The sequence below is a fragment of the Arthrobacter sp. CAN_C5 genome (assembly GCF_017875735.1).
GTDB lineage: Bacteria > Actinomycetota > Actinomycetes > Actinomycetales > Micrococcaceae > Arthrobacter_D.
This window is the reverse complement of record NZ_JAGGMZ010000001.1, coordinates 3,103,603-3,130,474: the sequence shown is the minus strand read 5'-3', so window position 1 is coordinate 3,130,474 and position 26,872 is coordinate 3,103,603. Positions and strand designations below refer to the sequence as shown.

Genomic DNA, 26,872 nt, shown 5'->3' with positions numbered 1-26,872 from the left:
GGACCCACGGTGCGGCACAGAGCCTACGAAAAATCAGTGAAAACAGAGCCACGAACACGATTGAGTGCTTCCGGGGCGGTCACTCACTGAGGTCTTCGGCCGTGGGGCCCATTTCTTTCTGGAGGAATTTTGAAGAACTCACAGCGCACCACCACGCGCCTCAACAACAAGACCGCCCTGTCAGCAGCTATGCTCGGCGCCTCGGCACTGCTGATCGCCGGTTGTGGCGCGGCTCCCGAAGAGCCAGCAGGTACCTCGGACGCTAGCGGAGAGGCAACCGAAGCAACCGTTGACTACACCGGTTGCATCGTCTCGGACGCGGGCGGATTCGACGACCAGTCGTTCAACCAGTCCAGCTACGAGGGCCTGACCGCCGCCCGCGACAGCCTGGGCATCGAGATCCGCGAAGCCGAATCACAGGCCGAAACTGACTTCGGACCCAACGTGAACTCGATGGTTACCAGCGGTTGCGACATGGTCGTCACCGTCGGTTTCCTTCTCTCTGCCACCACCGCGGAGGCTGCAGAGGCGAACCCGGACACCAACTTTGCCATCGTTGACGACAACGACATCGAACTGGACAACGTCAAGCCCATCATCTACGACACGGCTCAGGCTGCGTTCCTCGCGGGCTACGCCGCTGCTGGCACCACCCAGACCGGCACGGTCGCCACCTACGGCGGTATCCAGATCCCCACCGTGACCATCTTCATGGATGGCTTTGCTGACGGTGTCGCCTACTACAACGAGCAGAAGGGCGAGGACGTCCAGCTGCTCGGCTGGGACAAGGAAGCCGCAACGGGTACGTTCACCGGCGACTTCGAGTCACTCGCCAATGGCAAGACCAACACCGAGAACTTCATCAACGAAGGCGCCGACATCATCATGCCGGTTGCCGGTCCTGTGGGCCTCGGCACCATTGAAGCAGTCGAGGAAGCCAACGCAGACGGCGCCGATGCCAAGGTCATCTGGGTTGACTCCGATGGGTTCCTCACGGTTGACGCCGGCAATGAGTTCATCCTGACCTCGGTCATGAAGCTCATGGGCGAGGCTGTTGAAGAGGTCATCAGCACCGACGTCGACGACAACTTCGACAACACGCCTTACGTTGGCACCCTCGAAAACGGTGGAGTGGCCCTCGCGCCCTTCCACGACCAGGAAGCCGCTGTTTCCGACGAGCTGAAGGCCGAACTGGAAGAGATCCAGGCAGGCATCATCTCGGGCGACATCACCGTCGATTCCGACGCCAGCCCGGAGTCGTAGCAGCCAAGGCATAACGCGCCGCAGCTTGAGCGTGAGGGATTCCCACACGCTCAAGCTGACGGCGCGTCTTGCATTTAGGCTGGTAACCAGCAAGAACCTTATCGACCGGTCAGGCGGCCCCCTCCGTTGACATCCGGTCCCGATCCAGAACAGGTGGTTGGAGTCCGTTGCTGCTCGAACTGCAGGGAATAACAAAGAAGTTTGGCACCCTGGTGGCGAACGACTCCATCGACCTCGTCGTCAAACCCGGCGAAGTGCACTGTCTGCTCGGTGAGAACGGTGCGGGCAAGTCGACCCTCATGAATGTCCTGTACGGACTCTACGAACCGACCGACGGTGAAATTTTGCTCGACGGTAAATCGGTCGCCTTCAAGGGTCCCGGCGACGCGATGGCTGCCGGGATCGGCATGGTGCACCAGCACTTCATGCTCATCCCCGTGTTCACCGTCGCCGAAAACGTGGCCCTCGGCGACGAATTCACGCGCGCCGGCGGCCTCCTCGACCTGGAAAAAACGCGGGCCAAGATCCGCGACATCTCCGACCGGTACGGGTTCGACGTCGACCCCGATGCCCTGATCGAAGACCTACCCGTGGGTGTACAGCAGCGGGTGGAGATCATCAAGGCGCTGGTCCGCAACGCGAGCGTACTCATTCTTGACGAGCCCACGGCGGTCCTCACCCCCCAGGAAACCGACGAGCTGATCGACATCATCGGCCAGCTCAAAGCTTCTGGCACCGCTATCGTTTTCATCTCCCACAAGCTGCGCGAAGTCCGGGCTGTCTCTGATGTCATCACAGTGATCCGCCGCGGCGCGGTGGTCGGAAGCGTCGACCCCAGTACCAGCACCACCGAACTGGCCAACATGATGGTCGGCCGCCAGGTGAGCCTCAGCCTCAACAAGGAACCAGCCAACCCCGGGGAGCGCACCTTCCAGGTGAAGAACCTGACGGTTCTCTCAGCCACCGGGCAGCGCCTGGTAGACGACGTCACCTTCGACATTGCCGAGGGCGAGATCCTCGCCGTCGCTGGTGTCCAGGGCAACGGTCAGACCGAACTGACCGAGGCCATCCTGGGCCTGCAGGATCACGCGAGCGGATCGATCAAGCTCAAGGGCACCGAACTGATCGGTCTGAAAGCCAAGAACGTAATCCGCCAGGGTGTTGGTTTCGTCCCGGAGGACCGCAAGGTCGACGGACTGGTCGGAACCTTCTCCGTCGCCGAGAACCTGATCCTCAACTGGTACAACGAGCCCCCGTTCGCCAAGGGGCTGGCCATGAAGCCGTCGGTGGTGATGGCCAACGCCAAAGCAAAGATCGACGAGTACGACGTGCGCACCCAATCGGCGGATTCCGCAGTGGGGACACTGTCAGGCGGTAACCAGCAGAAGGTGGTGCTGGCCCGTGAGCTATCCCGGCCGCTGAACCTGTTTATCGCGTCGCAGCCCACCCGCGGCGTCGATGTCGGATCCATCGAGTTCCTCCACAAGCGGATTGTGCAGGAGCGCGACAGCGGCACCCCCGTCATGATTGTCTCGACCGAGCTCGACGAGATCAGCGAACTGGCAGACCGGATCGCCGTCCTGCACCGCGGCAAACTGATGGGTGTGGTGCCTGGAAATACCACCCGCGACGTCCTGGGATTGATGATGGCCGGAATGACGGCGGACGAGGCCCTCGGCCAGTCCGCGGAGGAGAAGCAATGAGTTCACAGCTGCAGCAGGGCGATGGCTCCCGCAGTGTCCTGCACCGGATCATGGGCGGAAGCATGCTGGTCGCCGTACTGGCGGTGGTGCTGTCCATCGTGCTCGGAGGCATCCTGATCGCTGTCACCGATGATCGGGTGGCAGAAACGTCAGCGTACTTCTTCAGCCGCCCCGGAGATATGCTGGCAGCCGCCTGGGAAGCGGCCAGCGGCGCGTATATCGCACTGTTCCAGGGCGCTATCTTCAACCCCCGGGCAGACACGGTGGCGCAGGCACTGCGACCGCTGACCGAGACGCTGACCGTCGCGACGCCGCTCATCCTCGCGGGCCTCGGCGTGGCGATCGCGTTCCGCACCGGCCTGTTCAACATCGGCGCCCAGGGACAGATCATCCTCGGCGCTACGTTCGCTGCCTGGGTCGGTTTCACCCTCGAACTTCCACCGGGTCTTCACCTACTCATTGCGGTGGTTGCCGGATTCATCGGCGGCGCCCTCTGGGGCTTCATCCCGGGCATCCTCAAGGCCCGCACCGGCGCGCATGAGGTGATCGTGACGATCATGCTCAACTATGTAGCCGTGTATCTCGTGGCCTACCTGCTGTTCACGCCAGGTTTCCAGAACCCCGGGTCCTCGAACCCGATCAGCCCCCGCCTGGACGATTCCGCCCTGTACCCGCTGCTCCTGGGCTCCGGTTACCGCCTGCACCTGGGCTTCCTGGTGGCCATCGCGGCAACCTACGGTGTGTGGTGGCTGCTGAACCGCTCGACCACGGGATTCGAACTCCGCGCTGTCGGAGCCAACCCCCACGCTGCCCGCACCGCAGGCATCAGTGTGACCAAGGGGTATGTAGTTGTCATGATGATCGCTGGTGGACTGGCGGGACTCGCCGGGGTGGCCCAGGTCGCCGGGACCGAGAAGGTGCTCACCGGCGGTATCGCCGCCAGCTTCGGCTTCGACGCAATCACGGTGGCACTCCTGGGCCGGTCGCACCCGTGGGGTGTCTTCTTCGCCGGCCTGCTGTTCGGCGCGTTCCGCGCCGGCGGTGTGCAGATGCAGACCCAGACCGGAACGCCCATCGACATCGTCCTGGTGGTGCAGTCGCTGATTGTGCTCTTCATCGCCGCGCCTCCGCTGGTCAAGGCCATCTTCCGGATTGACCAGAAGAAGAAGAAAAAGACCACCAAGCCTGATCAGTCCTCAGAGGACATGACCACCACAACGGCAGCTGGAGGAGTGGCATGAGTGTTGCAACCCAAACGCGGCCGGAGGGCCCGACGCCTAACGCGACAGTGAGGAACTGGAAGGCGCCCATTGGCTTCGGCATCGGCGCCCTGGTCGCACTGCTGGTCTTCGCCCTGGGCAGTCCGGCACAGACCGCGGTCTTTCGCATCTCGAACGATTCGGACCGGTTCCGGCTGGCCGACCTGGCCCTCCCTGCCACCGCCGTCGGCTGGTTCACCGCCGTCGCCCTGACCCTGATCGCCGTCTACGCGTTCCTCCAGGTCAGGAACGGGCGGAAGATCAACAGGTGGATCCCGATCGCCTACGGTGCGCTGTTCATGATCGGCTTCCTCACCTGGGTGGTAGGAAGTGCCAATACCCCGAGCATCTCGCTGGCGGGCCTCATCGCAGGGTCTGTCACCCTCGCCATCCCGCTGATCTTTGGCTCGCTCTCGGGTGTCCTGTGTGAGCGGGTAGGCGTGGTCAACATCGCCATCGAGGGTCAGCTCCTGTCCGGCGCGTTCGCTGCCGCGGTAGCCGCCTCCATCTCCGGTAACGCCTACGTTGGGCTGATCGCTGCGGCCTTCGCCGGCACCCTGGTGTCGGTGGTGCTCGCGGTGTTCAGCATCAAGTACTACGTCAACCAGATCATCGTCGGTGTGGTACTGAACGTGCTCGTCTCGGGTCTGACAGGTTTCCTCGCGTCGACCCTGCTGAGCCGCGACCCGGCCACTTTCAACTCCCCACCCAGCCTGCCCGTGATCAGCGTCCCGTTCCTGTCCGACCTGCCGATCATCGGTGGCATCCTCTTCCGGCAGAGCATCGTCGGTTACCTGATGTACGTGGCAGTGATTGTGATCTATGTGGGCCTGTTCCACACCAAGTGGGGCCTGCGGGTCAGGGCCGTTGGCGAGCACCCCCAGGCGGCGGACACCATGGGGATCAAGGTCAACTCGACCCGGTTCTGGAACGTTCTCCTGGGTGGCGCGGTCGCCGGGTTCGGAGGCGCTTTCTTTACCCTCGTCTCAGTGAGTTCCTTCTCCCGGGACATGACCGCCGGTGCCGGGTATATCGCGCTGGCCGCGCTGATCTTCGGCAGGTGGAACCCGATCGGGGCGTTCTTCGCTGCCCTCTTGTTCGGGTTCTTCACCAACCTGCAGTATGTGCTGTCGATCGTCGGAACCTCGGTGCCCAGCCAGTTCATGGCCATGCTCCCGTACATTGTCACCATCCTCGCGGTGGCTGGCCTGGTGGGACGGTCCCGTCCACCGGCCGCCAGCGGCACCCCGTACATGAAGGAGTAGCCATGACCGAGAACTCCATGACCGAGGACCCTATGACCGGGAATGGCACAGCTGAGGACCCCGCAGCTGAGGATCCCGCGTCAGGGATCCCGGCCGACGAGATCCCCTGGGAGATGCTGACCGCCGCTGCGACGGAGGCCATGTGCCGTGCCTACGTGCCGTACTCGAAGTTCCCTGTCGGTGCCGCAGCGCTGACCGACGACGGACGCATGGTCTCCGGGTGCAACGTGGAAAATGCCTCCTACGGGCTGACCCTCTGCGCTGAGTGCTCACTGGTGAGCCAGCTCCAGATGACCGGTGGCGGGAAACTCGTCGCGTTCAGCTGCGTCGACGGCAACGGCAACACGCTCATGCCCTGTGGCCGGTGCCGGCAGCTGCTCTACGAGTTCCGCGCCCCCGGCATGCAACTCCTGACGGTGAGCGGCATCAAGACCATGGATGAGGTACTGCCCGACGCTTTCGGACCAGAGCACCTATCCTGAACCGGCTCACCCCGGAACCTCATCCCAGAACGTCACTGGGAACTTCACCCAGAACACGGTCAGCCCTGAGCGCACCAGTATTTACCGACGAATCACCGACGAAACAACAGAAGTAAAGGACACCCGCACCCATGTCTGAGCAGTTCGACGCCGTCGACATCATCCGCATCAAGAGGGACAAAGGCACCCTCAGCCCGGACCAGATCGACTGGACCATCGACGCCTACACCCGCGGCGCCATCGCCGACGAGCAGATGGCAGCCCTCAATATGGCGATCCTCCTCAACGGCATGGACCGCGCCGAGATCAGCCGGTGGACGACGGCGATGATCGCCTCGGGCGAGCGGATGGACTTCTCCTCGCTGGGCAAGGCCACCAGTGACAAGCATTCGACCGGGGGAGTGGGCGACAAGATCACCCTGCCGTTGGCACCTCTGGTAGCAGTCTTCGGGGTGGCTGTCCCGCAGCTGTCCGGCCGCGGGCTGGGCCACACCGGCGGCACCCTGGACAAGCTGGAATCCATCCCCGGCTGGCGCGCCGATCTGAGCAACGATGAGATGATGCGTCAGTTGGCCGACGTCGGCGCCGTCATCTGCGCTGCGGGCGCGGGACTGGCACCTGCCGACAAGAAGCTCTACGCGCTCAGGGATGTGACCGGGACCGTGGAGGCCATCCCGCTGATCGCCTCTTCCATCATGAGCAAGAAAATCGCTGAGGGCACCGGGTCGCTGGTGCTCGATGTGAAGGTGGGCAGCGGAGCGTTCATGAAGAACCTTGATCAGGCCCGTGAGCTGGCCCGCACCATGGTGGCGCTGGGCCAGGACGCCGGCGTCAACACCGTTGCGCTCCTCACCAACATGGCGACCCCGCTGGGCCTCACCGCTGGCAACGCCATCGAGGTGCAGGAGTCGGTCGAGGTACTCGCCGGTGGCGGACCTGAGGACGTGGTCGAACTGACCGTCCGGCTGGCCGAGGAAATGCTCGCCTGCGCTGGTGTGCGGGATGCGGACCCAGCCGCGGCGCTGAAGGACGGCCGTGCCATGGATGTTTGGAACTCAATGATCGAAGCTCAGGGCGGCGATCCCCGTGCTGAACTTCCGGTTGCACGGGAATCCGAGACCATCTACGCCCCCGCCGATGGGGTGCTGGTGGAACTCGACGCCCTGGCAGTCGGCGTCGCCGCGTGGCGCCTCGGTGCGGGCCGTGCCCGTAAGGAGGACGTGGTGCAGGCGGGTGCCGGCGTTCGGATGCACGCCAAGCCGGGCGCGCTGGTCCGTGCCGGTGAGCCGCTGATGACACTGCTCACCGACACCCCCGAGAAGTTTGACCGGGCGCATGAAGCGCTCGAGGGCGCCGTCGTTATTGCCCCTGAAGGCTCACGGCCCGACGCGCAACTTATCCTGGACCGCATCGCCTAGGGTCTGCACTTCCCGCCATCGCCTCCTCCCATCCCCCCACGGGAGGAGGCGGCGGGTGCAAAGATCAGCCGAACGGTCGACGCGGCAGCCTGCATCGGCACACTACCGTTGAATCATCCGCTGGGTTGAGTCATCAACCCGACATCCGACGCTGAGCCAATCCCCACCCTGAAACGCTCTGGTCCTGAAACATTCTGGTCCTGGTCCTGGAAAACCCTGGTCCTCAAGCGCCGCGGCGCTATGCCTGGACACTGTTCACTCGCGTGAACCAGAACCAGCACCAGAGTAAGAAACAGAACCAGAGTCAGGGGTCTGGTCAGGGCATCCACCCATGGTGGCATCCTGTGTCGGCTGGCATCGTGGTGGGTGTCCGGGTGTCCGGGTGTCCGGGTGTCCGGGTGTGCGGGTGTCAGCGAGCGTCAGGAAGGCGGTGGGTCGAAATGGAAATGCTTATCCAGGCGATGAACGCGGCCAGCACCTTCATCCTCAGCACCGCCGAACAACCCTGGGTCTACCTGCTGGTCTTCATCTGCTGCACCGTCGACGGGTTCTTCCCACCATTTCCCAGCGAATCGGTGGTGGTGGGCCTGGCATCGCTGGTCCTCACCCAGGGCGTCCCCAACCCCTGGCTGCTGATCATCGCCGCGGGTCTCGGCGCGTTCATCGGGGACAACATCGCGTATGTGATGGGGCGGGCGATTGGGACCGAACGGTTCCGCTGGATGCGCACTGCCCGCATGCAGCGTTCCTTTGCCTGGGCCGGTCACGAACTGCAGAAGCGGGCAGCCTCGCTCATTCTGGTGGCACGGTTCATTCCGATCGGTCGTGTCGCGGTCAACCTCACCGCTGGGGCCACGGGGTATTCACGACGTAGCTTCGTTGCCCTGACTGGGCTCTCGGCGGTTGTCTGGTCCAGCTACTCGGTGGGGATCGGCGTCGTCGCGGGCTCATGGTTCGAGCACAACCACCTGCTGGGCGTGATGGTGGCCATCAGTATTGCCGTCACCCTCGGAATCATCCTCGACCGCATCATTGCTGCGGTCCGGGGCTCCACCCCGCTGCGCCCCGAACCGACCAAAGTCCCCTCGGACAGCCAATAGTCGTCGCCGAAATCCGCCGAATGGTGCCACCCTTCGGCGGGTGGACGGTGCTAGGTGTGCACACTGCACCTCGCGTAAGGTAAGTGAGGTGACTGAGCCAATCATCTCCCCAGCGACCGACCTTTCCTTCGACCTGCGGAGCCTTCCCAAAGTTTCCCTGCATGACCACCTCGACGGGGGCCTGCGCCCGTCCACGATCATCGAGCTTGCCGAAGCGGTGGGGCACCAGCTGCCCTCGACCGATCCGGTGGCTCTGGGCGAATGGTTCCGCGAATCAGCGAACTCCGGGTCGTTAGTCCGCTACCTGGAAACCTTCGACCACACCATCGCCGTCATGCAGACCCGCGAGGGCCTGATCCGGGTGGCCCGCGAGTTCGTCGAAGACCTGGCCGACGACGGCGTCGTCTACGGCGAGGTCCGCTGGGCCCCGGAGCAGCACACCGCGAAGGGCCTGAGCCTCGACGAAGCCGTCGAAGCGGTCCAGCAGGGCCTCGACGAGGCAGTGGATTCGATCGTTGCCGGCGGCCGGGCCATCCAGGTCGGCCAGCTGATCACCGCGATGCGCCACGCCGACCGCGGCCAGGAGATCGCCGAGCTCGCTGTCCGGCACCGTGACAAGGGTGCCGTCGGCTTCGACATCGCCGGCGCCGAAGATGGCTTCCTGCCATCCCGGTTCAAGGACGCCTTCACCTTTTTGGCCGAGCACCAGTTCCCCGCCACCGTCCACGCTGGCGAGGCCGCTGGCCTGGACAGCATCGTCGACGCCCTGGTGCATGGCCACGCGCTGCGCCTGGGCCACGGCGTCCGGATCGCCGAAGACATCGAGATTGACTACGACGCCGACAGCGAAGAGCCGGAGCTCGGTGTCGTCACCCTGGGACAGGTGGCCTCCTGGGTCCGGGACCGCGGCATCGTCCTTGAGGTGTGCCCGTCCTCGAACCTCCAGACCGGCGCCGTCGCCGCGTTTGGCGGCGATATCGCCAGCCACCCCATCGACCTGCTGTTCCAGCTCGGATTCAAGGTCACCGTGAACACGGACAACCGCCTGATGAGCGGCGTCACCCTGACCGACGAGTTCGAGCTCCTCAGCGAAACGTTCGACTACGACCTGGATGACCTGCTTGAGCTCACACTGAACGCGGTCGACGCAGCCTTCCTGCCTCTCGAAGATCGGGAGGCGCTGGCTGCCTACGTCACCGAAGGCTACATTCACGCCGATGGCTGAGCCTGAGTTGCGCGGCGCCCCAGCCGGAACCCAGCACCCGCTGGACCGGCTGGTGGCGGTGGTGGCCCAGTTGCGGGAACACTGCCCATGGATGGCGCAGCTCACCCACTCTTCGCTGGTCGAATACCTGGTGGAGGAATGCTACGAGCTCGTCGATGCACTCGACGAGCTCCCGGGCACTCCTGCAGCTGACGCTCCTGACGCTGACACTGAAGCTCCTGCCGGGAACACCGCCACCACGGAACTGCGCGGCGAGCTCGGCGACGTCCTGTTGCAGGTGGTGCTGCACGCGCAGCTGCAACGCGAGCAGGGGCATTTCGGGCTGGACGAAGTCGTCACCTCCCTGACCGACAAGATGATCCGCCGCAACCCGCACGTCTTTGCCGCGGACGGATCCCTGCGGGCTAGCTTCCCGGCCACCACCGACTCGATCGTGGAGACCTGGCACCGGGTCAAACGAGCGGAGGAACCCCGCCGGGAAGATCCTTTCCATGGGATCCCACGGCAGCTGCCCGCCCTGGCGCTGGCGGCCAAGACTCTCCGGCGGATCCCCGTGGGCCTGCCTGAGCCCATCGCGCCGCTGCCGGGTGCCGCACCGCGAACCGAAACTGAACTCGGCGACCTGCTGCTGGCGGTGGTACAGCAGTCCACCGCCGTGGGCCTGGATCCGGAGCTCGCGCTGCGGTCCGCCGTGCTTCGGCTTCAGGCAAGGTCACGGACCCTCCAGGCCGAGGACATGATCGGCGTTTCCGCCGACGTTTCCACTAGGCTTGAACCGACCCCATCACTGACCCCACCACCCGGGCAGGTCAACCCCTGACCGGGTGCACTGCAATTTTCCCCTAGGACCAAAGGAGCATTCCCATGGCCATCATCGATGCCATCCACGCACGTGAAATCCTTGATTCCCGCGGCAACCCCACCATCGAGGTGGAGGTCCTGCTGGACGACGACACCTTCGGCCGGGCAGCGGTACCCTCTGGCGCGTCCACCGGTGCCTTTGAGGCGAACGAACGCCGAGACGGCGAGAAGAACCGCTACCTGGGGAAGGGCGTACTGCAGGCCGTTGAAGCGGTAATCGAGCAGATCCAGCCGGCGCTCCTCGGCTTCGACGCCACCGACCAGCGGGCCATCGACCAGGCCATGATCGACCTCGACGGCACCGAGAACAAGTCCAGCCTGGGCGCCAACGCCATGCTCGGCGTCTCCCTCGCCGTTGCCCGGGCAGCCTCCGAATCGTCGGCACTGCCCCTCTACCGTTACCTGGGCGGCCCTAACGCGCACGTGCTCCCGGTGCCGCTGATGAACATTCTCAACGGTGGCTCCCACGCCGACTCCGACGTCGACATCCAGGAATTCATGATCGTCCCCCTCGGTGCCGAGTCATTCTCTGAGGGTCTCCGCTGGGGCGTCGAGGTCTACCACGAGCTGAAATCGGTTCTGAAGGAGAAGGGCCTGGCCACGGGGCTCGGCGACGAGGGTGGCTTCGCACCGAATCTGCCGTCCAACCGCGACGCACTGGACCTGATTACCACCGCCATCCAGCGGGCCGGTTACACCCCGGGCAAGGATATTGCGCTGGCGCTCGACGTCGCCGCGTCGGAGTTCTACACTGACGGCGCCTACCACTTCGAGGGGAAGACCCTCTCCGCCACCGAGATGAACACCTACTACGGTGAACTGGTCCGGGATTACCCACTGGTTTCCATTGAGGATCCTCTGGATGAGGAAGACTGGGACGGTTGGAAGGCCCTCACCGAGCAGGTCGGCTCCAAGGTCCAGCTCGTCGGCGACGATCTCTTCGTCACCAATCCGGTGCGTCTGGCCCGCGGCATCGAGGCCGATACCGCGAACTCGCTGCTGGTGAAGGTGAACCAGATCGGCACACTCACCGAAACCCTGGACGCGATCTCCCTGGCGCAGCGCTCTGGTTACACCACCATCACCTCCCACCGCTCCGGTGAGACCGAGGACACGACGATCGCTGACATTTGTGTCGCCACCAATGCCGGTCAGATCAAGACCGGCGCACCGGCGCGGTCCGAACGGGTGGCCAAGTACAACCAGCTCCTGCGGATCGAAGAGGAGCTCGACGACGCCGCACGTTACGCGGGACGGGCCGCCTTCCCGCGTTTCACGGCCTAGTTCGCAGCCCCGGCGGCTACCCTCGTAAGAGAGGGTTGCCTACGGGCTGCCCGTGACGTGTAGTGAGGATCCAGAGGAGTATTGATGTCCACCCGCCGCCCCAAGGTGCCGCGCAGCGCAGGTCCTCAGGCGCCAGCGACACCGGCTCCGGAGAGCCACGAGGGTGGGCCGCGTGCCCGCCCCGGCGTGCGATCCGGCTCCACGGCGGCGTCCTCCGGGTCTTTACGACCAGCCCGCCCAGCGGGTCCAGCCGGAAAGTCGGCGGGGCCCGCAGGGCGCGGACCGGCCCCCCACGCGGGAACAGCCAGCAGCGATGAGTCCCGCTCTGCCGAACCAGGAACCACAGGTGCAGGCACCACCACACCGGGTACCGCCGAGTCACGTACCTCTCAGCCGGGTACCGCCGAATCTGCTCCACTGAGTCCCTCCGAGGCGAGGGCTCAGCAGCGGTTGCAGCTCGCTGGAGCCATCCGGCGGGCGCGGCGACCTTTCCGGCGGGACGCGCCGGCGATCGTGCCGGCCGAAGACGCCAAACCCATCCCCGCGAAGTCCTTCTCCGGCAGGCTCCTGGCCCTGGCAGTAGTACTGGTCACCATTACGGTGCTGCTGGCACCCTCGGTAAGGACCTACCTCCTTCAGCAGGGCGAGCTCACTACGCTGCGCGACGAAATCGCTGCCCTTGAACAGTCTCAGCTCGAGTCCGAACGGCAGATCGCCCGCTGGGAGGACCCCGCCTATATCAAGGCGCAGGCCCGCGAACGGATCTTCCTGGTGATGCCCGGTGAGACCCGCTACGTCGTGGTGGGGGACAGCGTCCTCGGCGAGGAGGCTGTCGGCTCCTCGGGCGAGGCGCCGCAGGACCTGCCCTGGGTCGATGCCCTCTGGGACTCGATTGAGCGGTCGGCGACCGACTCCTAGCCCCGGCAACCCCGCCGTCGAGTCCCCACTTCACCGCACGTTTACTGCTTCCACGCACGAAAGGTAGGCCGTCATGGATTCCGCACCCAGCACCGAACTGACCAGCTCAGACCTCGATACCCTCAGCCGTCAGCTGGGCCGTCCGGTGCGGGACGTCGTCGAGATCGGGGCACGCTGCGTCTGCGGAAACCCGCTGGTCGCGACCACCGCCCCACGGCTCTCCAACGGCATTCCCTTCCCCACCACCTACTACCTCACCCACCCGGTGATCACTGCTGCGGTCTCACGCCTTGAGGCGTCAGGCCTGATGGCTGAGATGACCGAGCGGCTGGAGCGGGATCCAGCCCTGGCTGATCAGTACGGACAGGCGCACGAACACTATCTGAGCGTCAGGAACGCCATCGGGGAGCGGTCAGGGACGGGGCCGGTGCCCGAAATCGACGGGGTCTCCGCTGGCGGAATGCCCACCAGGGTCAAGTGCCTGCACGTGCTGGTCGGTCACTCGTTGGCCGCCGGTCCCGGGGTCAACCCGCTCGGTGATGAGGCGCTCGACGGGATCGCCCAGTGGTGGACCCGTGACCGGTGCTACTGTGCCGGGGCCTGGGACACAGCGGGGTCAGCCCCCGACCGCGAACTCAGCCGGCACACCCGCACCCAGGGCCTCACCCCGGAGGAGCTGGAGACGAAGCGGGCCAGCCGCCGGTCCGCTGCCGACGCGGCGACAGCCGAAACCACCGCGAAAACCGCAACCACCGAGGAGCCATAATGCGGACAGCCGCCATCGACTGCGGAACCAATTCGATCCGCCTCCTGATCGCCGACGTGGCCGACGACGGCCGGACCCTCACCGACGTCGTCCGCCTCATGCGGGTGGTCCGGCTGGGCGAAGGCGTCGACACCACCGGCAGGCTGTCCGACGCCGCACTGGAGCGGACCTTCGCCGCAGCCCGTGAATACGCCGGGCTCATCGACTTACACGGTGCGGACCGGATTCGTTTCGTAGCGACCTCGGCCACCCGCGACGCGGCGAACCGGGACGAGTTTGCTGCGGGAATCCATGACCTGCTGGGAGTGCACCCCGAGGTGGTAAGCGGGGAAGAGGAAGCAGCACTGTCTTTCGACGGTGCGCTGAGCGTTCTGCCCGCCGCAGGCTCGGCCGGTGACGATTCACTGGTCCTCGTCGTCGACCTCGGCGGTGGCAGCACCGAATTCGTCGTCGGCAATGCCGCAGGAGTCACCGCGTCCACCAGCATGGACATGGGGTGCGTCCGGTTCACGGAGCGCTACCTTGCCTCGGACCCGCCCACCGCGGCCGAGATCACCACCATGGAGAACGAGGTGCAGCGGCTCATCGCCGACGCGGCGCTCCGGGTGCCGTTCGATCAGGTCACCCGGCTGGTCGGTGTCGCCGGGAGCATCACCACGATCACCGCGCACGCACTGCGGTTGCCCGAGTACTCACCAGCCGACATCCATGGTGCCGAACTGGACCAGGGCCTCGTGGCAGGCGCTGCCACTGAGCTGTTGGACATGAACCGCGACCAGCGGGCCGCACTGCCCTACATGCACCCGGGCAGAGTCGATGTGATCGGTGCCGGAGCGTTGATCTGGCGGACCATCACCGCACATCTAGCGGTGGCCACCGGAGGCAGAGTGGTCACCTCCGTGACCAGCGAACACGACATCCTTGACGGAATCGCACTCAGCCAAAGATCAGGAAACTAACCAGGTGACCCCCTCTCGCGGTGCACGAAATATCCGGCTGCGGTCAACAGCCTGCCTCCTCGGGGCGGTGCTGGCCGCTGCGCTCCTGCCAGCGTTCCCTGCCCACGCCGATGAACTGCGGGAACGCGAGTACTGGCTGGAGGACTATGGCATCACCGAGGCATGGGAGACCACCCAGGGGGAGGGGGTCCGGGTTGCGGTGATTGACAGCGGCGTCGACGGATCTCACCCCGACCTTGATGGCGTGGTGGTGGGCGGAACAGATGTTTCCGGTGCGGGACAGCTCGATGGCCAGCTCGGTATTGGCGAAGTGTCCGAGCACGGCACCCTGGTTGCCAGTCTGCTGGCCGGGCGCGGGCATCTGCCTGAGCCCGTTCCCAGCCCGACGCCGTCAGCCGACGACGACCAATCTCCGGGCGACCAGCCGCCGTCTCCTGACCCGGTCGAAACCACCGTGCCAGACACCTACGGGCGTGGCTCCGACGGAATTGTCGGTGTGGCGCCGCAGGCTGATCTGCTGGCCGTCTCGGTCTGGATTGAGGGTCCGACAAAGGGCCCCAACCCCGCCGGAATCAGTATTGACCAGCAGATTCCCGACGCCGTCCGCTGGGCCGTGGACAACGGCGCCCAAGTGATCAACATGTCCCTGGGAAGCACCTCGCCCACCTGGCCGGAAAGCTGGGACGAGGCGTTCCTTTATGCCGAGGAGAACGATGTGGTGATCGTTGCCGCAGCCGGAAACCGTGCTGGCGGCTCCATGCAGGTCGGCGCCCCGGCGACCATGCCGGGGGTTCTCGCCGTCGCCGGTCTGGACCGCGACGGCGAGGCGAGCCTTGATTCCTCCTCCGAAGGCATCAGCATTGGCGTTGCCGCTCCCGCCGAAAACCTCGTGGGTGCCCTGCCCGGCGGGGTCTACGCCGACTGGTCGGGCAGCTCCGGTGCAGCACCCCTGGTTGCCGGCACAGCCGCGCTGATCCGGTCCCAGTACCCGGACCTCTCGGCGGCCCAGGTGATTAACCGGATTCTCCTGACTGCACGGGAGGCCGGCGACGACGGCGGGGAGCGCGACACCCTGTACGGCTACGGCATCCTCGATGTCGCTGCGGCGGTCAACGCCGACCTCGCTGTGCCCGAGGAGAACCTTCTCGGGAGCATGGCCGAGTTCATCCAGATCTATCGCAGGGGAGAACCAGCTCCACCTCCCGAGCCGGTGGAGCCCACCAGCGAGCCGACGCCCGTCGACATTCCCGAACCCGTGGTGCCGGTCGCCGAAGATGTGGCGGCCACTACGGGCGGTCTTCCCGCGGCCATCGTGCTGGGTTTCGGCTCGTTGATCCTCGTTATCCTGACCGGTGGCACCGTTGCTGTCCTCCGGGCGCGGCGCGCTGCGGTGGACAACGCGACGGGGGAGACTGAAACCGGCTTCCACGAGCATGCTGCCGACGACCGCCCGTGATCCTACTTTCCCGCTCCTTTCACCCAGCTATGGGGCCGAATCTGGCCCGGCGCTGAGTTAGTGAAGATTTTCACAAAGTCCGGTATCATCGAACCATGGCACTGAATCAACAGTTCTCCGATCGTCCGCGCATTCTTGTAGTCGGTGGGGGCTATGTAGGCCTCTACGTCGCTCACAAGCTACAGAAGAAGGTCAAGTCCCACGGTGGCATCGTCACCCTGGTGGACCCGCTGCCCTACATGACCTACCAGCCGTTCCTCCCCGAGGTGGCTGGCGGCAACATTGAAGCCCGCCACGCGGTGGTATCGCACCGTACGCACCTCAAGCAGACCGAGTTGATCACCGGCAAGGTGACCGGCATCGACCACTCTCGCCGCACGGCGATGATTGATCCCGGCAACGGGGGAGAGCCATTTGAGCTCACCTACCGTGACGTCGTGATGGCGGCAGGCTCCATCACCAGGACCTTCCCGATCGAGGGACTCAAGGACCAGGGAATCGGTCTGAAGACCATCGAGGAAGCGGTAGCCCTGCGCAACCAGATCCTCGAGCGGATCGAAACCGGTTCGCTGATGGACGCAGGCCCCGAGCGTGACCGTGTGCTGACGTTCGTCGTCGTCGGCGGTGGGTTCGCGGGTATCGAAACCATCACCGAGATCGAGGACATGGCACGGGCGGCCGTCAAGAAGAACGACCGCCTGGAGCAGGCCGACCTGAGGTTCGTCATGGTTGAGGCCATGGGCAGGATCATGCCCGAGGTCACCGAGTCTCAGGCTGTCTGGGTGGTTTCGCACCTGCGGTCCCGTGGGATCCAGGTCAAGCTGAACACCTCGCTTGCCAGCGCCGTCGACGGCCGCCTGAAGCTGATCAATATGCCGGACAAGACACCGGCGGACGAATTTGAGACCGACACCCTCATCTGGACTGCTGGGGTGCAGGCCAACCCGATGGTCAGGTCCTCCGACTTCCCGATCGACGAGCGTGGCCGCCTGCGCGCCAACGCGGAACTCCGGATCACGGGCGACGACGGGCCCATCGACGGCGCCTGGACCGCGGGCGACGTCGCGGCAGTACCCGACCTCACCGGCGGAGGAGTTGGCGGGTTCTGCGTTCCCAACGCACAGCACGCAGTCCGGCAGGCCAAGTTGCTCGCGAAGAATATCTACGCGGAGAACAACGGTGTGGGCCGGGTCAAGGAATACAAGCACAAGAATCTTGGTGCAGTGGCCGGATTCGGACAGTACAAGGGTGTTGCCAACATCATGGGCTTCGGGATGCGCGGACTCCCGGCCTGGCTGGCGCACCGCGGCTACCACGGCATGGCGATGCCGATGTTCGAGCGTAAGTTCCGGGTGGTCTCGAACTGGATCCTTAGCTTCGTCTTCGGACGCGACACCACCCAGCTGATGGACCTGCAGACGCCCAAGCGCCAGTTCCGTGAAGCGGCCACCCCGCCGCCGAAGAAGGCTGAAGCACCAGCTAGCGCCGGTGCAGCGAAGGCCGACTCCTACGGCGAGCCTGCGAAGAGCTAGTCCACCCAGAGTGGTGCTGACGGCGGTACGTGCCCTTCGGGGCAGGTGCCGCCGTTTGCGTTATCCCACTCATCGCGATCCTTCCTCACGGCAGCGAGCACACCGTGACTGAACCGGGACATGGGGTGGATCACGTATTCTTGAGGGGACGATTAGCCCGTCACCGCCCCAGTAGCCCAATGGCAGAGGCACCAGACTTAAAATCTGTTCAGTGTCAGTTCGAGTCTGACCTGGGGCACCACTGACCCTCCGGAAGCTGGTGGTTCGGCAGGGATTCAATCCTCTTGTGGCGAGCGTTACAAGGATGTGACCGGAATTGCTTAGTTTCGACACGTTTTTGCATTAGCTTTTCTACATACCAGGAACACCTGGTGATCGCATCAAAGGCGCACAAAGCCTTTCGGTCGAGGAGAAAAAATACATGACTGCAACACGCAACTCCGTGCGGTTTGGCATTGGAGACAATGCACCGCGCGTAGCGAAGGTCGCTGCCCTGGGGCTGGGCATCGCGCTCTTCGCATCTGCCTGCGGCGGATCGACTCCTGAAGGAGACGGCGGCGAGACCTCAGCCGCACCCGCTGCTACCGGGCTTAGCTGCCCGGAGAGCCAGGGCGGGGAAGCCCCCGAGGCCAACCCGAAGGGGGACCCTTCAGCTGTCCCTGAGGCAACCACCACGTCTGAGACACCACTGACCCTGGGTACGCTGCTGCCAACCACCGGTGCACTCGCGTTCCTCGGCCCACCCGAAATCGCCGGCACAAACCTGGCAGTCCAGGAGATCAACGAGGCAGGCGGTGTGCTCGGCCAGGATGTCGAAATCATTCACCGTGACTCGGGCGATACCACCACTGACATCGCCACCCAGTCAGTCACTGACCTCCTGTCCCAGGACGTCAGCGCCATCATCGGTGCCGCATCATCGGGTGTATCCCGGACCGTGATCAACCAGATCACTGGCGCTGGAGTCATCCAGATCTCGCCGGCGAACACGGCTCCCGACTTCACCGACTGGGATGACAACGGTCTGTACTGGCGTACCGCACCTTCCGACGTGCTGCAGGGGCGTGTGCTCGGCAACTACATCATGGAGTGTGGCGCCCAGACCGTCGGCATGGTCACCCTGAACGATGCCTACGGCACCGGACTCCAGGGCTTCGTCAGCGAGGCTGTTGAAGGCGCAGGTGGCCAGGTGGTCGCCAACGAGATGTTCAACGAAGGCGACTCGCAGTTCAGCAGCCAGGTCGACGCAGTCGTCGCTGCAGAGCCGGACGCCATCGTCGTCATCAGCTTCGATCAGGCAACCAGCATTGTGCCGCTTCTCACCGCTCAGGGCGTCGACCCAAGCACCCTCTTCCTCGTGGACGGCAACACCGCTGACTACAGTGAGGATCTGGATCCAGGAACCATGGAAGGTGCACAGGGCACCATTCCTGGCCCGTTCACCGGTGACGACTTCCAGGAAGCACTGTTGGAAATCGATCCAGCTCTCACCAGCTGGAGCTACGCGGGTGAAAGCTACGACGCAGCAAATGTTGTCGCGTTGGCAGCTGAGGCTGCAGGATCCACCGACGGCGAGGCCATTGCTGCCGAACTGCAGGGTGTTACTGGCGAAGGTGAGAAGTGCTACGACTTCGCTGCCTGCGTCACTCTGCTGCGCGACGGCGAAGACATTGACTACGACGGCATCTCCGGTCCGATCACGTTCGATGAGAACGGTGATCCCACCGAGGCATTCATCGGAATCTACGCCTTCGACGGCGACAACGTCCCACAGCCGAGCCGCTCCGAAACCGGGCAGCTCTAAACGGATGAGTCAGGTCGACTGATTTCCAGTTCGACTGACAACTAGTACGACACTCGCACCACAAACGGTCGGTGCTACCCCTGTTCCAGGGGTAGCACCGACCGTTTTGCTGTGTCGGGGCGACTTTGGTGGCTACAGGGGACCCTGGGGTGGTCGGGGGACTCTGGCGGCTACAGGGGGCCCTTAGGGTGGTCGGGGTGCTTGAGGCTACTGGCGGCCGATCCGGCCGCTTGACCGGCCGCCAGTGCTGTCCTGGGTTACCTGCGGACTATCCAGCGAGGGCGGCCTGGGCTATTTGGCAGCTGAGTAGTCGCTTTACCGGCCGACAGGGCTGCTTGCCAGCTGAGCAGTCCCTTTGCTTGCTGGCAGGGCTGCCTGGGCTGCCTGTGGGCTGATCCGGTCGCTTGACCGACTGGCAGGGCTGCCTGTGGGCTTCGCTGCGTGGGGCCCGGCTGTCTGGAAGCGGGCGCTGCCCGTGGGGCCCGGCTGTCTGGAAGCGGGCGCTGCCCGTGGGGCCCGGCTGTCTGGAAGCGGGCGTTGCCCTTGAGGCGACGGTGCTTGGGGGTGAGGTGGCCGTCGGAAGACGGGGGCTGCTTCGATACGCGACTCTCCGGAGCCGGACCGGCGTGGAGGATTGCGCTGCGTGGGAGGGTGCTCTGCTTAGAAGCGCGCTCTGCCTAGAAGGGTGGTGGGACCTTGGGTGGTGGTGCTGGTGGCGGGTCTGGCCTGGTGACATAGCTGTGACCGGCGGGTGAGGTCGCGATGATCATTCCTGGTTCGGGTTGTCGGTAGCGCCAGTAGCCCTCGGATTTGAGCATGTGGTGCCGTTTACACAGGGCCGCGAGGTTGCCGTAGCTGGTTTTCCCGCCCTGTGACCAGGGTTTTGTGTGGTCGAGTTCGCAGAACACGGCCAACCGGTTACACCCCGGGTGTCGGCAGGTCCGGTCCCGCACTCTGACTGCGTCCTGGAGGTCCTTTGGCACCCGGTAGGTGGTGGCGTCGGCGCCGAGTCTGGCACCGGTGAACGGGTGGGTGAGGATCCTCGTGAACGACTGGGCGTGACCGGCGAGCTTCCTGGCCGTTTCGGGGTCAATCGGACCATAGCCCTCCAACTCACCCGGGGTGTCCCCGCCGAGGAGGGTCATCACGGGGACGGTGACGAATACTTTCGCCTGCACACCCCAGTAAGCGTCTGCGTCACCACGGCCGGCCAACCCACCCGTGCCATCCGTCCCACCCATGCCATCCGTCCCACCCGGCATATTCGGTGCATCCGAACTAACAGGGCTTCCGGGTTCGATGACCCCGTCAGTCCTATCCGGGCGGCCCGATTCCCTCATCCCGCCGCCGGCAAGGTCCCCAGTGGCGGGTTTTTCGGTGGCAAGGCCGTCGCCGGCAAGGTCGTCGGTGGCGGGATCTACGCTGGTGGGTTCTGCGCTGGTCATGTGCCCGGTGGCGCCTGCACTGGTGAGGACGTCGATGAGGACGTCGGCGCGTAATTGGCTGAGCGTGCGTGCCTCGTCGGGGGCTTGTAACGCCCGGGCTGCGGTGTCGACGCGGTGGAAAATTCCGGCGACCTGCTCGGTGGGTAGGAAGGCGTGAAGCCAGGCCATCCCGTCGTAGTCCGGATTAATTGACACCCGCCGGTCTTGGAGGGCCTTCCGCCGCCTCACCGTGATCGATTCAGGGTGCAGGGCCTCCCGTAACCGGACGGCCTGGTAGGTGAACTTCGCGACCGTCAACTGGCAGGCCAGATCGATCAACTGGGCTTCGAACCCGGCGCACACCCCGGGCACGGTGTCGGGGATGCTGATCACTTCCCCGACCACGGTGACAGCGTGACGCCTGGTGATCTTCCCGTCTTCAAGGACCCGCAGGGTTGACGGGTAGTCCCGGACCAGGAACTCACTGGTCTCGATCAGGGCACCAGCGGTCCGGTCCGGCAGGCGCAGCGCCGCACCGATCTCGGTTGCGGTGATTGTCCGGCCCAGATCCTGCGCTCCCTCTTCCACCCACGGGTATTCCGCGCGGGTCAGATCCCACAGGTGGGTGACCGCTTTGGCTTCCTGCGCATCAACCCACGACCGCAACCCATCCAGGGCCTTCATCACCTCAAGGGTCTGGGACGCATCAGAGTCCACCAACGCCGCCAAAGACACCCACCCCGTCAACACCGCCCCACCACCAGAAGCCGACTCACCACCACGAACAGCCTCCTCGCTTGAGCCTGTTAGGTCGGTTTCGGCCGCCGCGCCAGCCACTTCGGCCGGGTTGGTCACCACGGTCGGGGCGGGTGCCACGGTCGGGTCGGTCACCACGGGCGGGCCGGGTGCCACAGTCGGGTCGGTCACCACAGTCGGGCCGGGTGCCGGGGCGAACCACACCGCACCCTCACCCAACGGCCCAGCCGGACCGTATCCTGCAGTCTCCGTACCGGTACCGGCACCAGTCCCATTCCCCGTTTCAGCCTTAGCCTCGGGAGTGGGTCCACCCGCAGGACTCTCTGAAAGTCCGGCGGGCGAGCCGTCCGTGGGGCCGCCGTCGGACTCAGTCCCGGCGCCAGGAGCGGGCGGGAATCCGGTCCGCGAAGCAGAAGAATTGCTGCTTTTCATACCCCTAGTCCATCATCGAGCACTGACATTTTTGGCCTTAAATCGGGCACTCGGTAATAACTTTTTCGTACTATTTTCGGGTCCCGGAGTCCCGGCCGGTACCCAGTCGACACCGCGTCAACACCCCCGGGAGGCCACCCCCCGAAGATGCCTCCGAGAACGGCGTAAACCGACCGCCATGACATCGCGCGAATAGCTAGATTCGGTGGGATGGCGGATACGACCGGGCCGACCGCCGGATCTCACGGTTCGGTGGGGAGGGACACGGTTTCGGTGGGGAGGGATACGAGGACGGGTGAGGGGAGGGACGCCGAGAGGGAAGGGGATGAATGGAGAGAGAAATATGGAGAACGGAAGGGCATAGGGGCACATGCGAAAATGCCCGGTCTGGACCTCCGAAGAGGTCCAAACCGGGCATCGACGAATCCCAGTTGAGCGGTGTCCGCCAGCGTCCCCGGGTACAGGCGACGTCCGCCAGTTACGCGGTGTCCGCCAGCGTCCCCAGATACAGCTGGATCACCTTCGGATCCTTCATCAGCTCGCGACCGGTTCCCGTGTACGCGTCCTTGCCCTGATCAAGGACATACGCCCGGTCACAGATTTGGAGGCACCGGCGAGCATTCTGCTCGACCATGATCACCGACACTCCAGCGCGGTTGATCTCGTGCACCCGCAGGAACGTCTCGTCCTGTTTGACGGGGGACAGGCCGGCAGACGGCTCATCCAACAGGAGTACCGCGGGATCCATCATGAGCGCCCGACCCATCGCCACCATTTGGCGCTCACCACCGGAAAGCGACCCAGCCCGCTGGGCACGCCGCTTTCCGAGCTCGGGAAACAGGTCAGCCACAAACTCGAACCGCTTCTTGAAGTCCTTGGGGCGCTGGTACATGCCCATCTCAAGGTTCTCCTCGATGGTCAGCGACGCGAACACGTTGTTGTTCTGGGGCACGAAGCCCACGCCCTGGCTGACCAGCTTGTTCGCTTTGAGACCGGTGATGTCCCTGTCCCTGACCACCACGGTGCCTGAATGGACCTTCACCAGTCCGAACATGGCCTTGAGCAGCGTCGACTTGCCGGCACCATTGGGTCCAATGATGCCAATCAGCTCCCCGGAGCGCGCCTCGATGCTGCAGCCGTTGAGGATGTTGACCCCTGGCAGGTACCCGGCCACCAGATCGGTGACCTTCACTACCGATGTGCTGTTGTCCTCGCTCATGGTCGGGTCTCCTTGTCATCCGGTGCTGTATCTGGACTCGCTGCATGCGCGCCGCGGGTGGAAGGGCCGGTCGTGTCCGGGCGTCCACCCTCGGGCCCTGCCCCGTGAGCACCGCCAGCAGGACCACTATCCGCAGGGCCAGCCGCATGAGCACCGCCTGTAGCATCACTATCCCCAGGACCACTGTCCAAAGGACCACCGTCCGCGTGAGCGCCGCCGGGATGGGCGAGGATGCCGGCGTCGGCGGTACCAACCACCGACTCCTTGTCCTGGGCGAGTTCCACTTCGAGCATCTCGACGCCCTGGGAATCGCCCAGGTCGACGTCGTGATGTGCGCCGAGGTAGGCGTCGATCACTGCCTTGTCCTTCATCACTACTTCCGGAGGCCCTTCAGCGACGATCTTGCCCTCGGCCATCACCACCACCCAGTCGGCGATGTGCCTGACCATGTGCATGTCGTGCTCCACGAACAGCACGGTCATGCCCTCGGCCTTGAGGTTCTTGATGTGATCCAGCAGGGACTGGGTGAGTGCCGGGTTGACCCCGGCCATCGGCTCATCGAGCATCACCAGAACTGGTTTGACCATCAGCGCGCGCGCCATTTCGAGCAGTTTGCGCTGCCCACCGGACAACGACGCCGCGTAGTCGTCCTTCTTCGCGTCGAGCTTGAACTTCGCCAGGAGGACATCCGCCTGCTCGGTGATCTCCTTCTCCCGCTTGCCCCAGAGGCCCTTGAACAGCGCGCGGGCGAGGCTCTCACCCGGCTGGGCGGTCGCCCCGAGGCGCATGTTCTCCATCACTGTCAGCTTGCCCATCACCTTGGTCAGCTGGAAGGTGCGGACCATTCCCATCCGGGCCACCTTGTAGGACGGCACGCCGGCAATGCTTTTGTCGTCGAAACGCCATTGCCCGCTGTTAGGGGTGTCGAACCCAGTCAACAGGTTGAACAGGGTGGTCTTCCCTGCACCATTTGGTCCAATGAGGGCGGTGATCTTGTTGCGGGGGACCTCGAGGTAGTCGACGTCGACGGCGTTCATCCCGCCGAACTGCCGGGTCACCTTTTCCGCAACCAGAATCGGATCCCTCTTCCGGCACCCCGGCCCGGTCTCGCCGGTGGTGATGTCGCGGGAATCGGTCATGTAGTCGATTGCCTGCGTCTCTCGTGGTTCGGTCATGCGAACGCCAGCTCCTTCTTATTACCCAGGACGCCCTGGGGTCTGAACACCATGAGCAGCATCAGCGCGACGCCGACTAGGATGTACCGCAGTTGCCCTGCCTGGACGTTGGACAGGAACGTGATGGCTCCGATTTCAATGGCGCCATACAGCAGCCCCTGGGTCAGGGACAGCACCACCCAGAAGATCATGGCGCCGATCACCGGTCCGAGAACCGTCGCCATCCCTCCCAGCAGCAGACAGGTGTACAGGAAGAACGTGAGCTCGGTGGCGTAGTTGGCTGGCTGCACCGCTCCACGGGGGAGGGTGAAGATCATGCCTGCCAGGGAGCCGAGCAGACCACCGATGACCAGTGCCTGCATCTTGTAGGCATACACGTTCTTACCCAAGGCACGGACAGCGTTCTCGTCCTCCCTGATCCCCTTCAGGACCCGGCCCCACGGGCTGCGCATCAGCAGCCAGATGGTCAGGCAGGCCAGTGCCACGATGGTCCAGCCGACAATCCTGATCCACAGGTCCCGCTCATTCATGGAGATGGGACCCACGTTGTAGGACCCCGGGGCGAGCGGGTTCAACGCGAAGAAGCCGTTTTCGAAGTTGGCGAGTCCGTTGGCCGAACCGGTGACGTCGGTGAGGCCATTGGTGGTGACGATGTACCTGACGATCTCCGCCGCGGCGATCGTGACAATAGCCAGATAGTCGGCGCGCAGACGCAGGGTCGGGATGCCCAGGATGAGCGCGAACAACACCGAAGCGGTCAGCGCGACGAGGACGGCGACAGGGAGGGGAACGCCGAACGTGAGGGTGGAGATGGCGTACCCGTAGGCACCCACTGCCATGAAGCCGGCCTGGCCGAAGTTCAGCAGGCCAGCGTAGCCGAAGTGGACGGCCAGACCGAGTGCCGCAAGGGCGTAGGCAGCGGTGGTTGGGCTGATCATTTCGCCGAAGGCGAGTGCAAGAATATTTCCGAAATCCATGATGTGAGCCCCTAACCGACGCGCTCTTTACGGCCGAGGATACCCTGCGGCCGGAACAGAAGAACCAGAATCATGATCAGGAGCGCTCCTACGTATTTCAGGTCCGCCTCCAGCCAGATGGTTGAGATTTCGACGAACAATCCCACGATGATCGAGCCGATCAGGGCGCCGAACACCGTGCCGAGTCCACCGAGCACGACGCCGGCGAAAATCAGCAGCAGAATCTGCTGGCCCATGTTGAAGGAGACACCGGGACGGTAGTACGCCCAGAGGATGCCGCCGAGGGCAGCCAGTGCCCCGCCGACCATCCATACGATCCGGATGACCCGGTCGACGTCGATGCCCGAGGCTGCCGCCAGTGCCGGGTTATCCGAGACGGCACGGGTGGCTTTGCCAAGCCGGGTACGCAGCAGGAGGAACCCGACCAGCAGGATGATCACCAGGGAGATCAGCAGCGAGTTGAGGTTGTTCTGCGAGATGGACACCGGACCGAAGTCCAGGCGGGCGCTCTGCGCGCCGGGCAACTGCTGGGTGGCACCACCGAAGTTGAACTGGATGATGTACCGCAGGGCCAGTGCCAACCCGATGCTGACAATCATCATGGGGACCAGACCGGTGCCGCGCCGGCGCAGGGGCTTCCATAGACCGGCATCCTGCACCCAGCCGAGGAGCGCGCCGGCAACCACCGCCAACGGTATGGCGACGAAGATGGGTAGCCCGATGGCAGCGAAACCGAACGCGACAACTGCTCCGAAGGTGACCATCTCGCCGTGTGCGAAGTTGGTGAGGCCGGTGGTGCCGAAGATCAGTGACAGTCCGACGGCGCTCAGAGCGAGCAGCAGGCCGAAGCTGAGACCAGCCAGGGTCCGCTCGGCGAGCGTGTCCCAGAAACTGGTGGTGTTGGTAACGATTCCCTCGCCGAACAGGAAGAGGGTGGTGACATTCGAGGTACCCGCGAAGGTCACCGTCCGGGGGTTGGCCTGGCCCTCGGCGAGGGCTGCTCCCCCGGGGAGGGTGTCCACCTCAAGGGTCACCTCATAGGCGCCCTGCTCCGGCACACCGACCGACCAGGATCCGTTGGCTGCCGAGGTGGTCTCGCCGTCGAACCCGTTGCCCGAAACCGAGATGGTGACATCCGGGAGCGGCCCGTCTGCGTTGCGAAGAACACCGCTGATGCGATCGGAAAACTCCTGGGCCACGATCTGGCCGGCGGGAAGAGACGACGATGCCACCGCGCTGGGTGCGGCGGGGGTGCCCGGGTGGTAACCCTGGGCAGCAGGGGCGCTGAGTAGCAGGACGGCTATGAGCCCGGTCGCAAAAACCAGCAGCCTCCTGATCCACGCAGGCGTCGGTCGGGTTATCAAGTTATGAACCTCGCTATGGGGCTGCCCCGCCTGAGGATTCGGCGGGATAGGGACGGCTTGCGGGCACGTGTCTTGTGACACATGTCACCGAGTGTGAGTTCATGTTACCCGCGCCATGTTTCACCGGATACCGAAACGGCTACCGGCTGGTAGCGATTGGGTAACAACTCAGCCCCGCCCGGTGCTGCCTAGGGAACAAAATGATCCGTAAACCGTTGACATTGGTAAGG

At 64.5% G+C, this 26,872-nt stretch carries 21 protein-coding genes and 1 tRNA gene; 17 read left to right on the top strand and 5 right to left on the bottom strand.

The features are described from left to right. The first annotated feature begins 129 nt into the window (after positions 1 to 129). From H4V95_RS14600 to H4V95_RS14520, 17 genes are all read left to right on the top strand, one after another. On the top strand, positions 130 to 1,263 hold the full coding sequence (locus H4V95_RS14600) for a BMP family protein (protein ID WP_245345726.1): 1,134 nt from the start codon (positions 130 to 132) through the stop codon (positions 1,261 to 1,263). A 167-nt stretch (positions 1,264 to 1,430) separates the two neighbouring features. Next, complete coding sequence (locus H4V95_RS14595; RefSeq protein WP_209730925.1) at positions 1,431 to 2,966, top strand: ABC transporter ATP-binding protein; 1,536 nt, start codon at positions 1,431 to 1,433, stop codon at positions 2,964 to 2,966. Further along, complete coding sequence (locus H4V95_RS14590; RefSeq protein ID WP_209730924.1) at positions 2,963 to 4,207, top strand: ABC transporter permease; 1,245 nt, start codon at positions 2,963 to 2,965, stop codon at positions 4,205 to 4,207. The genes H4V95_RS14595 and H4V95_RS14590 overlap by 4 nt, the downstream gene beginning before the upstream one ends. Further along, the gene (locus H4V95_RS14585; RefSeq protein WP_196867490.1) at positions 4,204 to 5,490 is read left to right on the top strand and encodes an ABC transporter permease; all 1,287 of its coding nucleotides are present in this window, start codon (positions 4,204 to 4,206) and stop codon (positions 5,488 to 5,490) included. Before H4V95_RS14590 ends, H4V95_RS14585 begins: the two co-directional genes overlap by 4 nt. A 2-nt stretch (positions 5,491 to 5,492) precedes the next feature. Then, positions 5,493 to 5,972: a cytidine deaminase gene (locus H4V95_RS14580; protein WP_395939845.1), complete on the top strand. Its 480-nt coding sequence runs from the start codon at positions 5,493 to 5,495 to the stop codon at positions 5,970 to 5,972. Positions 5,973 to 6,103: 131 nt separating this feature from the next. Continuing rightward, on the top strand, positions 6,104 to 7,390 hold the full coding sequence (locus H4V95_RS14575) for a thymidine phosphorylase (protein WP_209730923.1): 1,287 nt from the start codon (positions 6,104 to 6,106) through the stop codon (positions 7,388 to 7,390). A 461-nt stretch (positions 7,391 to 7,851) separates the two neighbouring features. Further along, positions 7,852 to 8,490: a DedA family protein gene (locus H4V95_RS14570; protein WP_196867537.1), complete on the top strand. Its 639-nt coding sequence runs from the start codon at positions 7,852 to 7,854 to the stop codon at positions 8,488 to 8,490. A gap of 88 nt (positions 8,491 to 8,578) precedes the next feature. After that, positions 8,579 to 9,715, top strand: a complete 1,137-nt coding sequence (locus H4V95_RS14565) for an adenosine deaminase (protein WP_196867488.1) — start codon at positions 8,579 to 8,581, stop codon at positions 9,713 to 9,715. Further along, positions 9,708 to 10,535: a MazG nucleotide pyrophosphohydrolase domain-containing protein gene (locus H4V95_RS14560; protein WP_209730922.1), complete on the top strand. Its 828-nt coding sequence runs from the start codon at positions 9,708 to 9,710 to the stop codon at positions 10,533 to 10,535. Before H4V95_RS14565 ends, H4V95_RS14560 begins: the two co-directional genes overlap by 8 nt. A 44-nt stretch (positions 10,536 to 10,579) precedes the next feature. Next, the gene (gene eno, locus H4V95_RS14555) at positions 10,580 to 11,860 is read left to right on the top strand and encodes a phosphopyruvate hydratase (RefSeq protein WP_196867486.1); all 1,281 of its coding nucleotides are present in this window, start codon (positions 10,580 to 10,582) and stop codon (positions 11,858 to 11,860) included. Positions 11,861 to 11,944: 84 nt separating this feature from the next. Next, a complete protein-coding gene (locus H4V95_RS18475) occupies positions 11,945 to 12,778 on the top strand; it encodes a septum formation initiator family protein (protein ID WP_245345725.1) in 834 nt (277 codons plus the stop codon). 73 nt (positions 12,779 to 12,851) lie between these two features. Beyond that, positions 12,852 to 13,544, top strand: a complete 693-nt coding sequence (locus H4V95_RS14545; RefSeq protein WP_196867485.1) for a DUF501 domain-containing protein — start codon at positions 12,852 to 12,854, stop codon at positions 13,542 to 13,544. Further along, positions 13,541 to 14,503, top strand: a complete 963-nt coding sequence (locus H4V95_RS14540) for a Ppx/GppA phosphatase family protein (RefSeq protein ID WP_312884108.1) — start codon at positions 13,541 to 13,543, stop codon at positions 14,501 to 14,503. The genes H4V95_RS14545 and H4V95_RS14540 overlap by 4 nt, the downstream gene beginning before the upstream one ends. Before the next feature lie 4 nt (positions 14,504 to 14,507). Next, positions 14,508 to 15,959 (top strand): S8 family serine peptidase, encoded by a 1,452-nt coding sequence (locus H4V95_RS14535; protein WP_395939844.1) that lies wholly within the window; start codon positions 14,508 to 14,510, stop codon positions 15,957 to 15,959. Positions 15,960 to 16,054: 95 nt separating this feature from the next. Next, positions 16,055 to 17,491, top strand: a complete 1,437-nt coding sequence (locus H4V95_RS14530; protein WP_196867483.1) for an NAD(P)/FAD-dependent oxidoreductase — start codon at positions 16,055 to 16,057, stop codon at positions 17,489 to 17,491. A 165-nt stretch (positions 17,492 to 17,656) separates the two neighbouring features. Next, positions 17,657 to 17,732, top strand: a tRNA-Leu gene (locus H4V95_RS14525). A gap of 180 nt (positions 17,733 to 17,912) precedes the next feature. Next, complete coding sequence (locus H4V95_RS14520; RefSeq protein ID WP_196867482.1) at positions 17,913 to 19,295, top strand: ABC transporter substrate-binding protein; 1,383 nt, start codon at positions 17,913 to 17,915, stop codon at positions 19,293 to 19,295. 677 nt (positions 19,296 to 19,972) lie between these two features. Here H4V95_RS14520 and H4V95_RS14515 read toward each other — a convergent pair. The 5 genes from H4V95_RS14515 to H4V95_RS14495 form a co-directional block, all read right to left on the bottom strand. Further along, a complete protein-coding gene (locus H4V95_RS14515; protein ID WP_245345724.1) occupies positions 19,973 to 21,907 on the bottom strand; it encodes an HNH endonuclease signature motif containing protein in 1,935 nt (644 codons plus the stop codon). Positions 21,908 to 22,385: 478 nt separating this feature from the next. Further along, complete coding sequence (locus H4V95_RS14510; protein ID WP_196867788.1) at positions 22,386 to 23,126, bottom strand: ABC transporter ATP-binding protein; 741 nt, start codon at positions 23,124 to 23,126, stop codon at positions 22,386 to 22,388. Further along, positions 23,123 to 24,301 carry an ABC transporter ATP-binding protein gene (locus tag H4V95_RS14505; protein WP_245345723.1) on the bottom strand — a complete coding sequence of 393 codons (1,179 nt, stop codon included), beginning with the start codon at positions 24,299 to 24,301 and terminating at the stop codon, positions 23,123 to 23,125. The genes H4V95_RS14510 and H4V95_RS14505 overlap by 4 nt, the downstream gene beginning before the upstream one ends. Further along, positions 24,298 to 25,278, bottom strand: a complete 981-nt coding sequence (locus H4V95_RS14500; protein ID WP_196867787.1) for a branched-chain amino acid ABC transporter permease — start codon at positions 25,276 to 25,278, stop codon at positions 24,298 to 24,300. The genes H4V95_RS14505 and H4V95_RS14500 overlap by 4 nt, the downstream gene beginning before the upstream one ends. An 11-nt stretch (positions 25,279 to 25,289) precedes the next feature. Continuing rightward, the gene (locus tag H4V95_RS14495) at positions 25,290 to 26,642 is read right to left on the bottom strand and encodes a branched-chain amino acid ABC transporter permease (protein WP_196867786.1); all 1,353 of its coding nucleotides are present in this window, start codon (positions 26,640 to 26,642) and stop codon (positions 25,290 to 25,292) included. Positions 26,643 to 26,872 lie beyond the last annotated feature (230 nt).

Coding starts and splice junctions, on each gene's coding strand:
- H4V95_RS14590 (WP_209730924.1), top strand. CDS start 2,963: ATGAGTTCACAGCTGCAGCAGGGCGATGGCTCCCGCAGTGTCCTGCAC.
- H4V95_RS14585 (WP_196867490.1), top strand. CDS start 4,204: ATGAGTGTTGCAACCCAAACGCGGCCGGAGGGCCCGACGCCTAACGCG.
- H4V95_RS14580 (WP_395939845.1), top strand. CDS start 5,493: ATGACCGAGAACTCCATGACCGAGGACCCTATGACCGGGAATGGCACA.
- H4V95_RS14575 (WP_209730923.1), top strand. CDS start 6,104: ATGTCTGAGCAGTTCGACGCCGTCGACATCATCCGCATCAAGAGGGAC.
- H4V95_RS14570 (WP_196867537.1), top strand. CDS start 7,852: ATGAACGCGGCCAGCACCTTCATCCTCAGCACCGCCGAACAACCCTGG.
- H4V95_RS14560 (WP_209730922.1), top strand. CDS start 9,708: ATGGCTGAGCCTGAGTTGCGCGGCGCCCCAGCCGGAACCCAGCACCCG.
- eno (WP_196867486.1), top strand. CDS start 10,580: ATGGCCATCATCGATGCCATCCACGCACGTGAAATCCTTGATTCCCGC.
- H4V95_RS18475 (WP_245345725.1), top strand. CDS start 11,945: ATGTCCACCCGCCGCCCCAAGGTGCCGCGCAGCGCAGGTCCTCAGGCG.
- H4V95_RS14545 (WP_196867485.1), top strand. CDS start 12,852: ATGGATTCCGCACCCAGCACCGAACTGACCAGCTCAGACCTCGATACC.
- H4V95_RS14530 (WP_196867483.1), top strand. CDS start 16,055: ATGGCACTGAATCAACAGTTCTCCGATCGTCCGCGCATTCTTGTAGTC.
- H4V95_RS14520 (WP_196867482.1), top strand. CDS start 17,913: ATGACTGCAACACGCAACTCCGTGCGGTTTGGCATTGGAGACAATGCA.
- H4V95_RS14515 (WP_245345724.1), bottom strand. CDS start 21,907: ATGAAAAGCAGCAATTCTTCTGCTTCGCGGACCGGATTCCCGCCCGCT.
- H4V95_RS14510 (WP_196867788.1), bottom strand. CDS start 23,126: ATGAGCGAGGACAACAGCACATCGGTAGTGAAGGTCACCGATCTGGTG.
- H4V95_RS14505 (WP_245345723.1), bottom strand. CDS start 24,301: ATGACCGAACCACGAGAGACGCAGGCAATCGACTACATGACCGATTCC.
- H4V95_RS14500 (WP_196867787.1), bottom strand. CDS start 25,278: ATGGATTTCGGAAATATTCTTGCACTCGCCTTCGGCGAAATGATCAGC.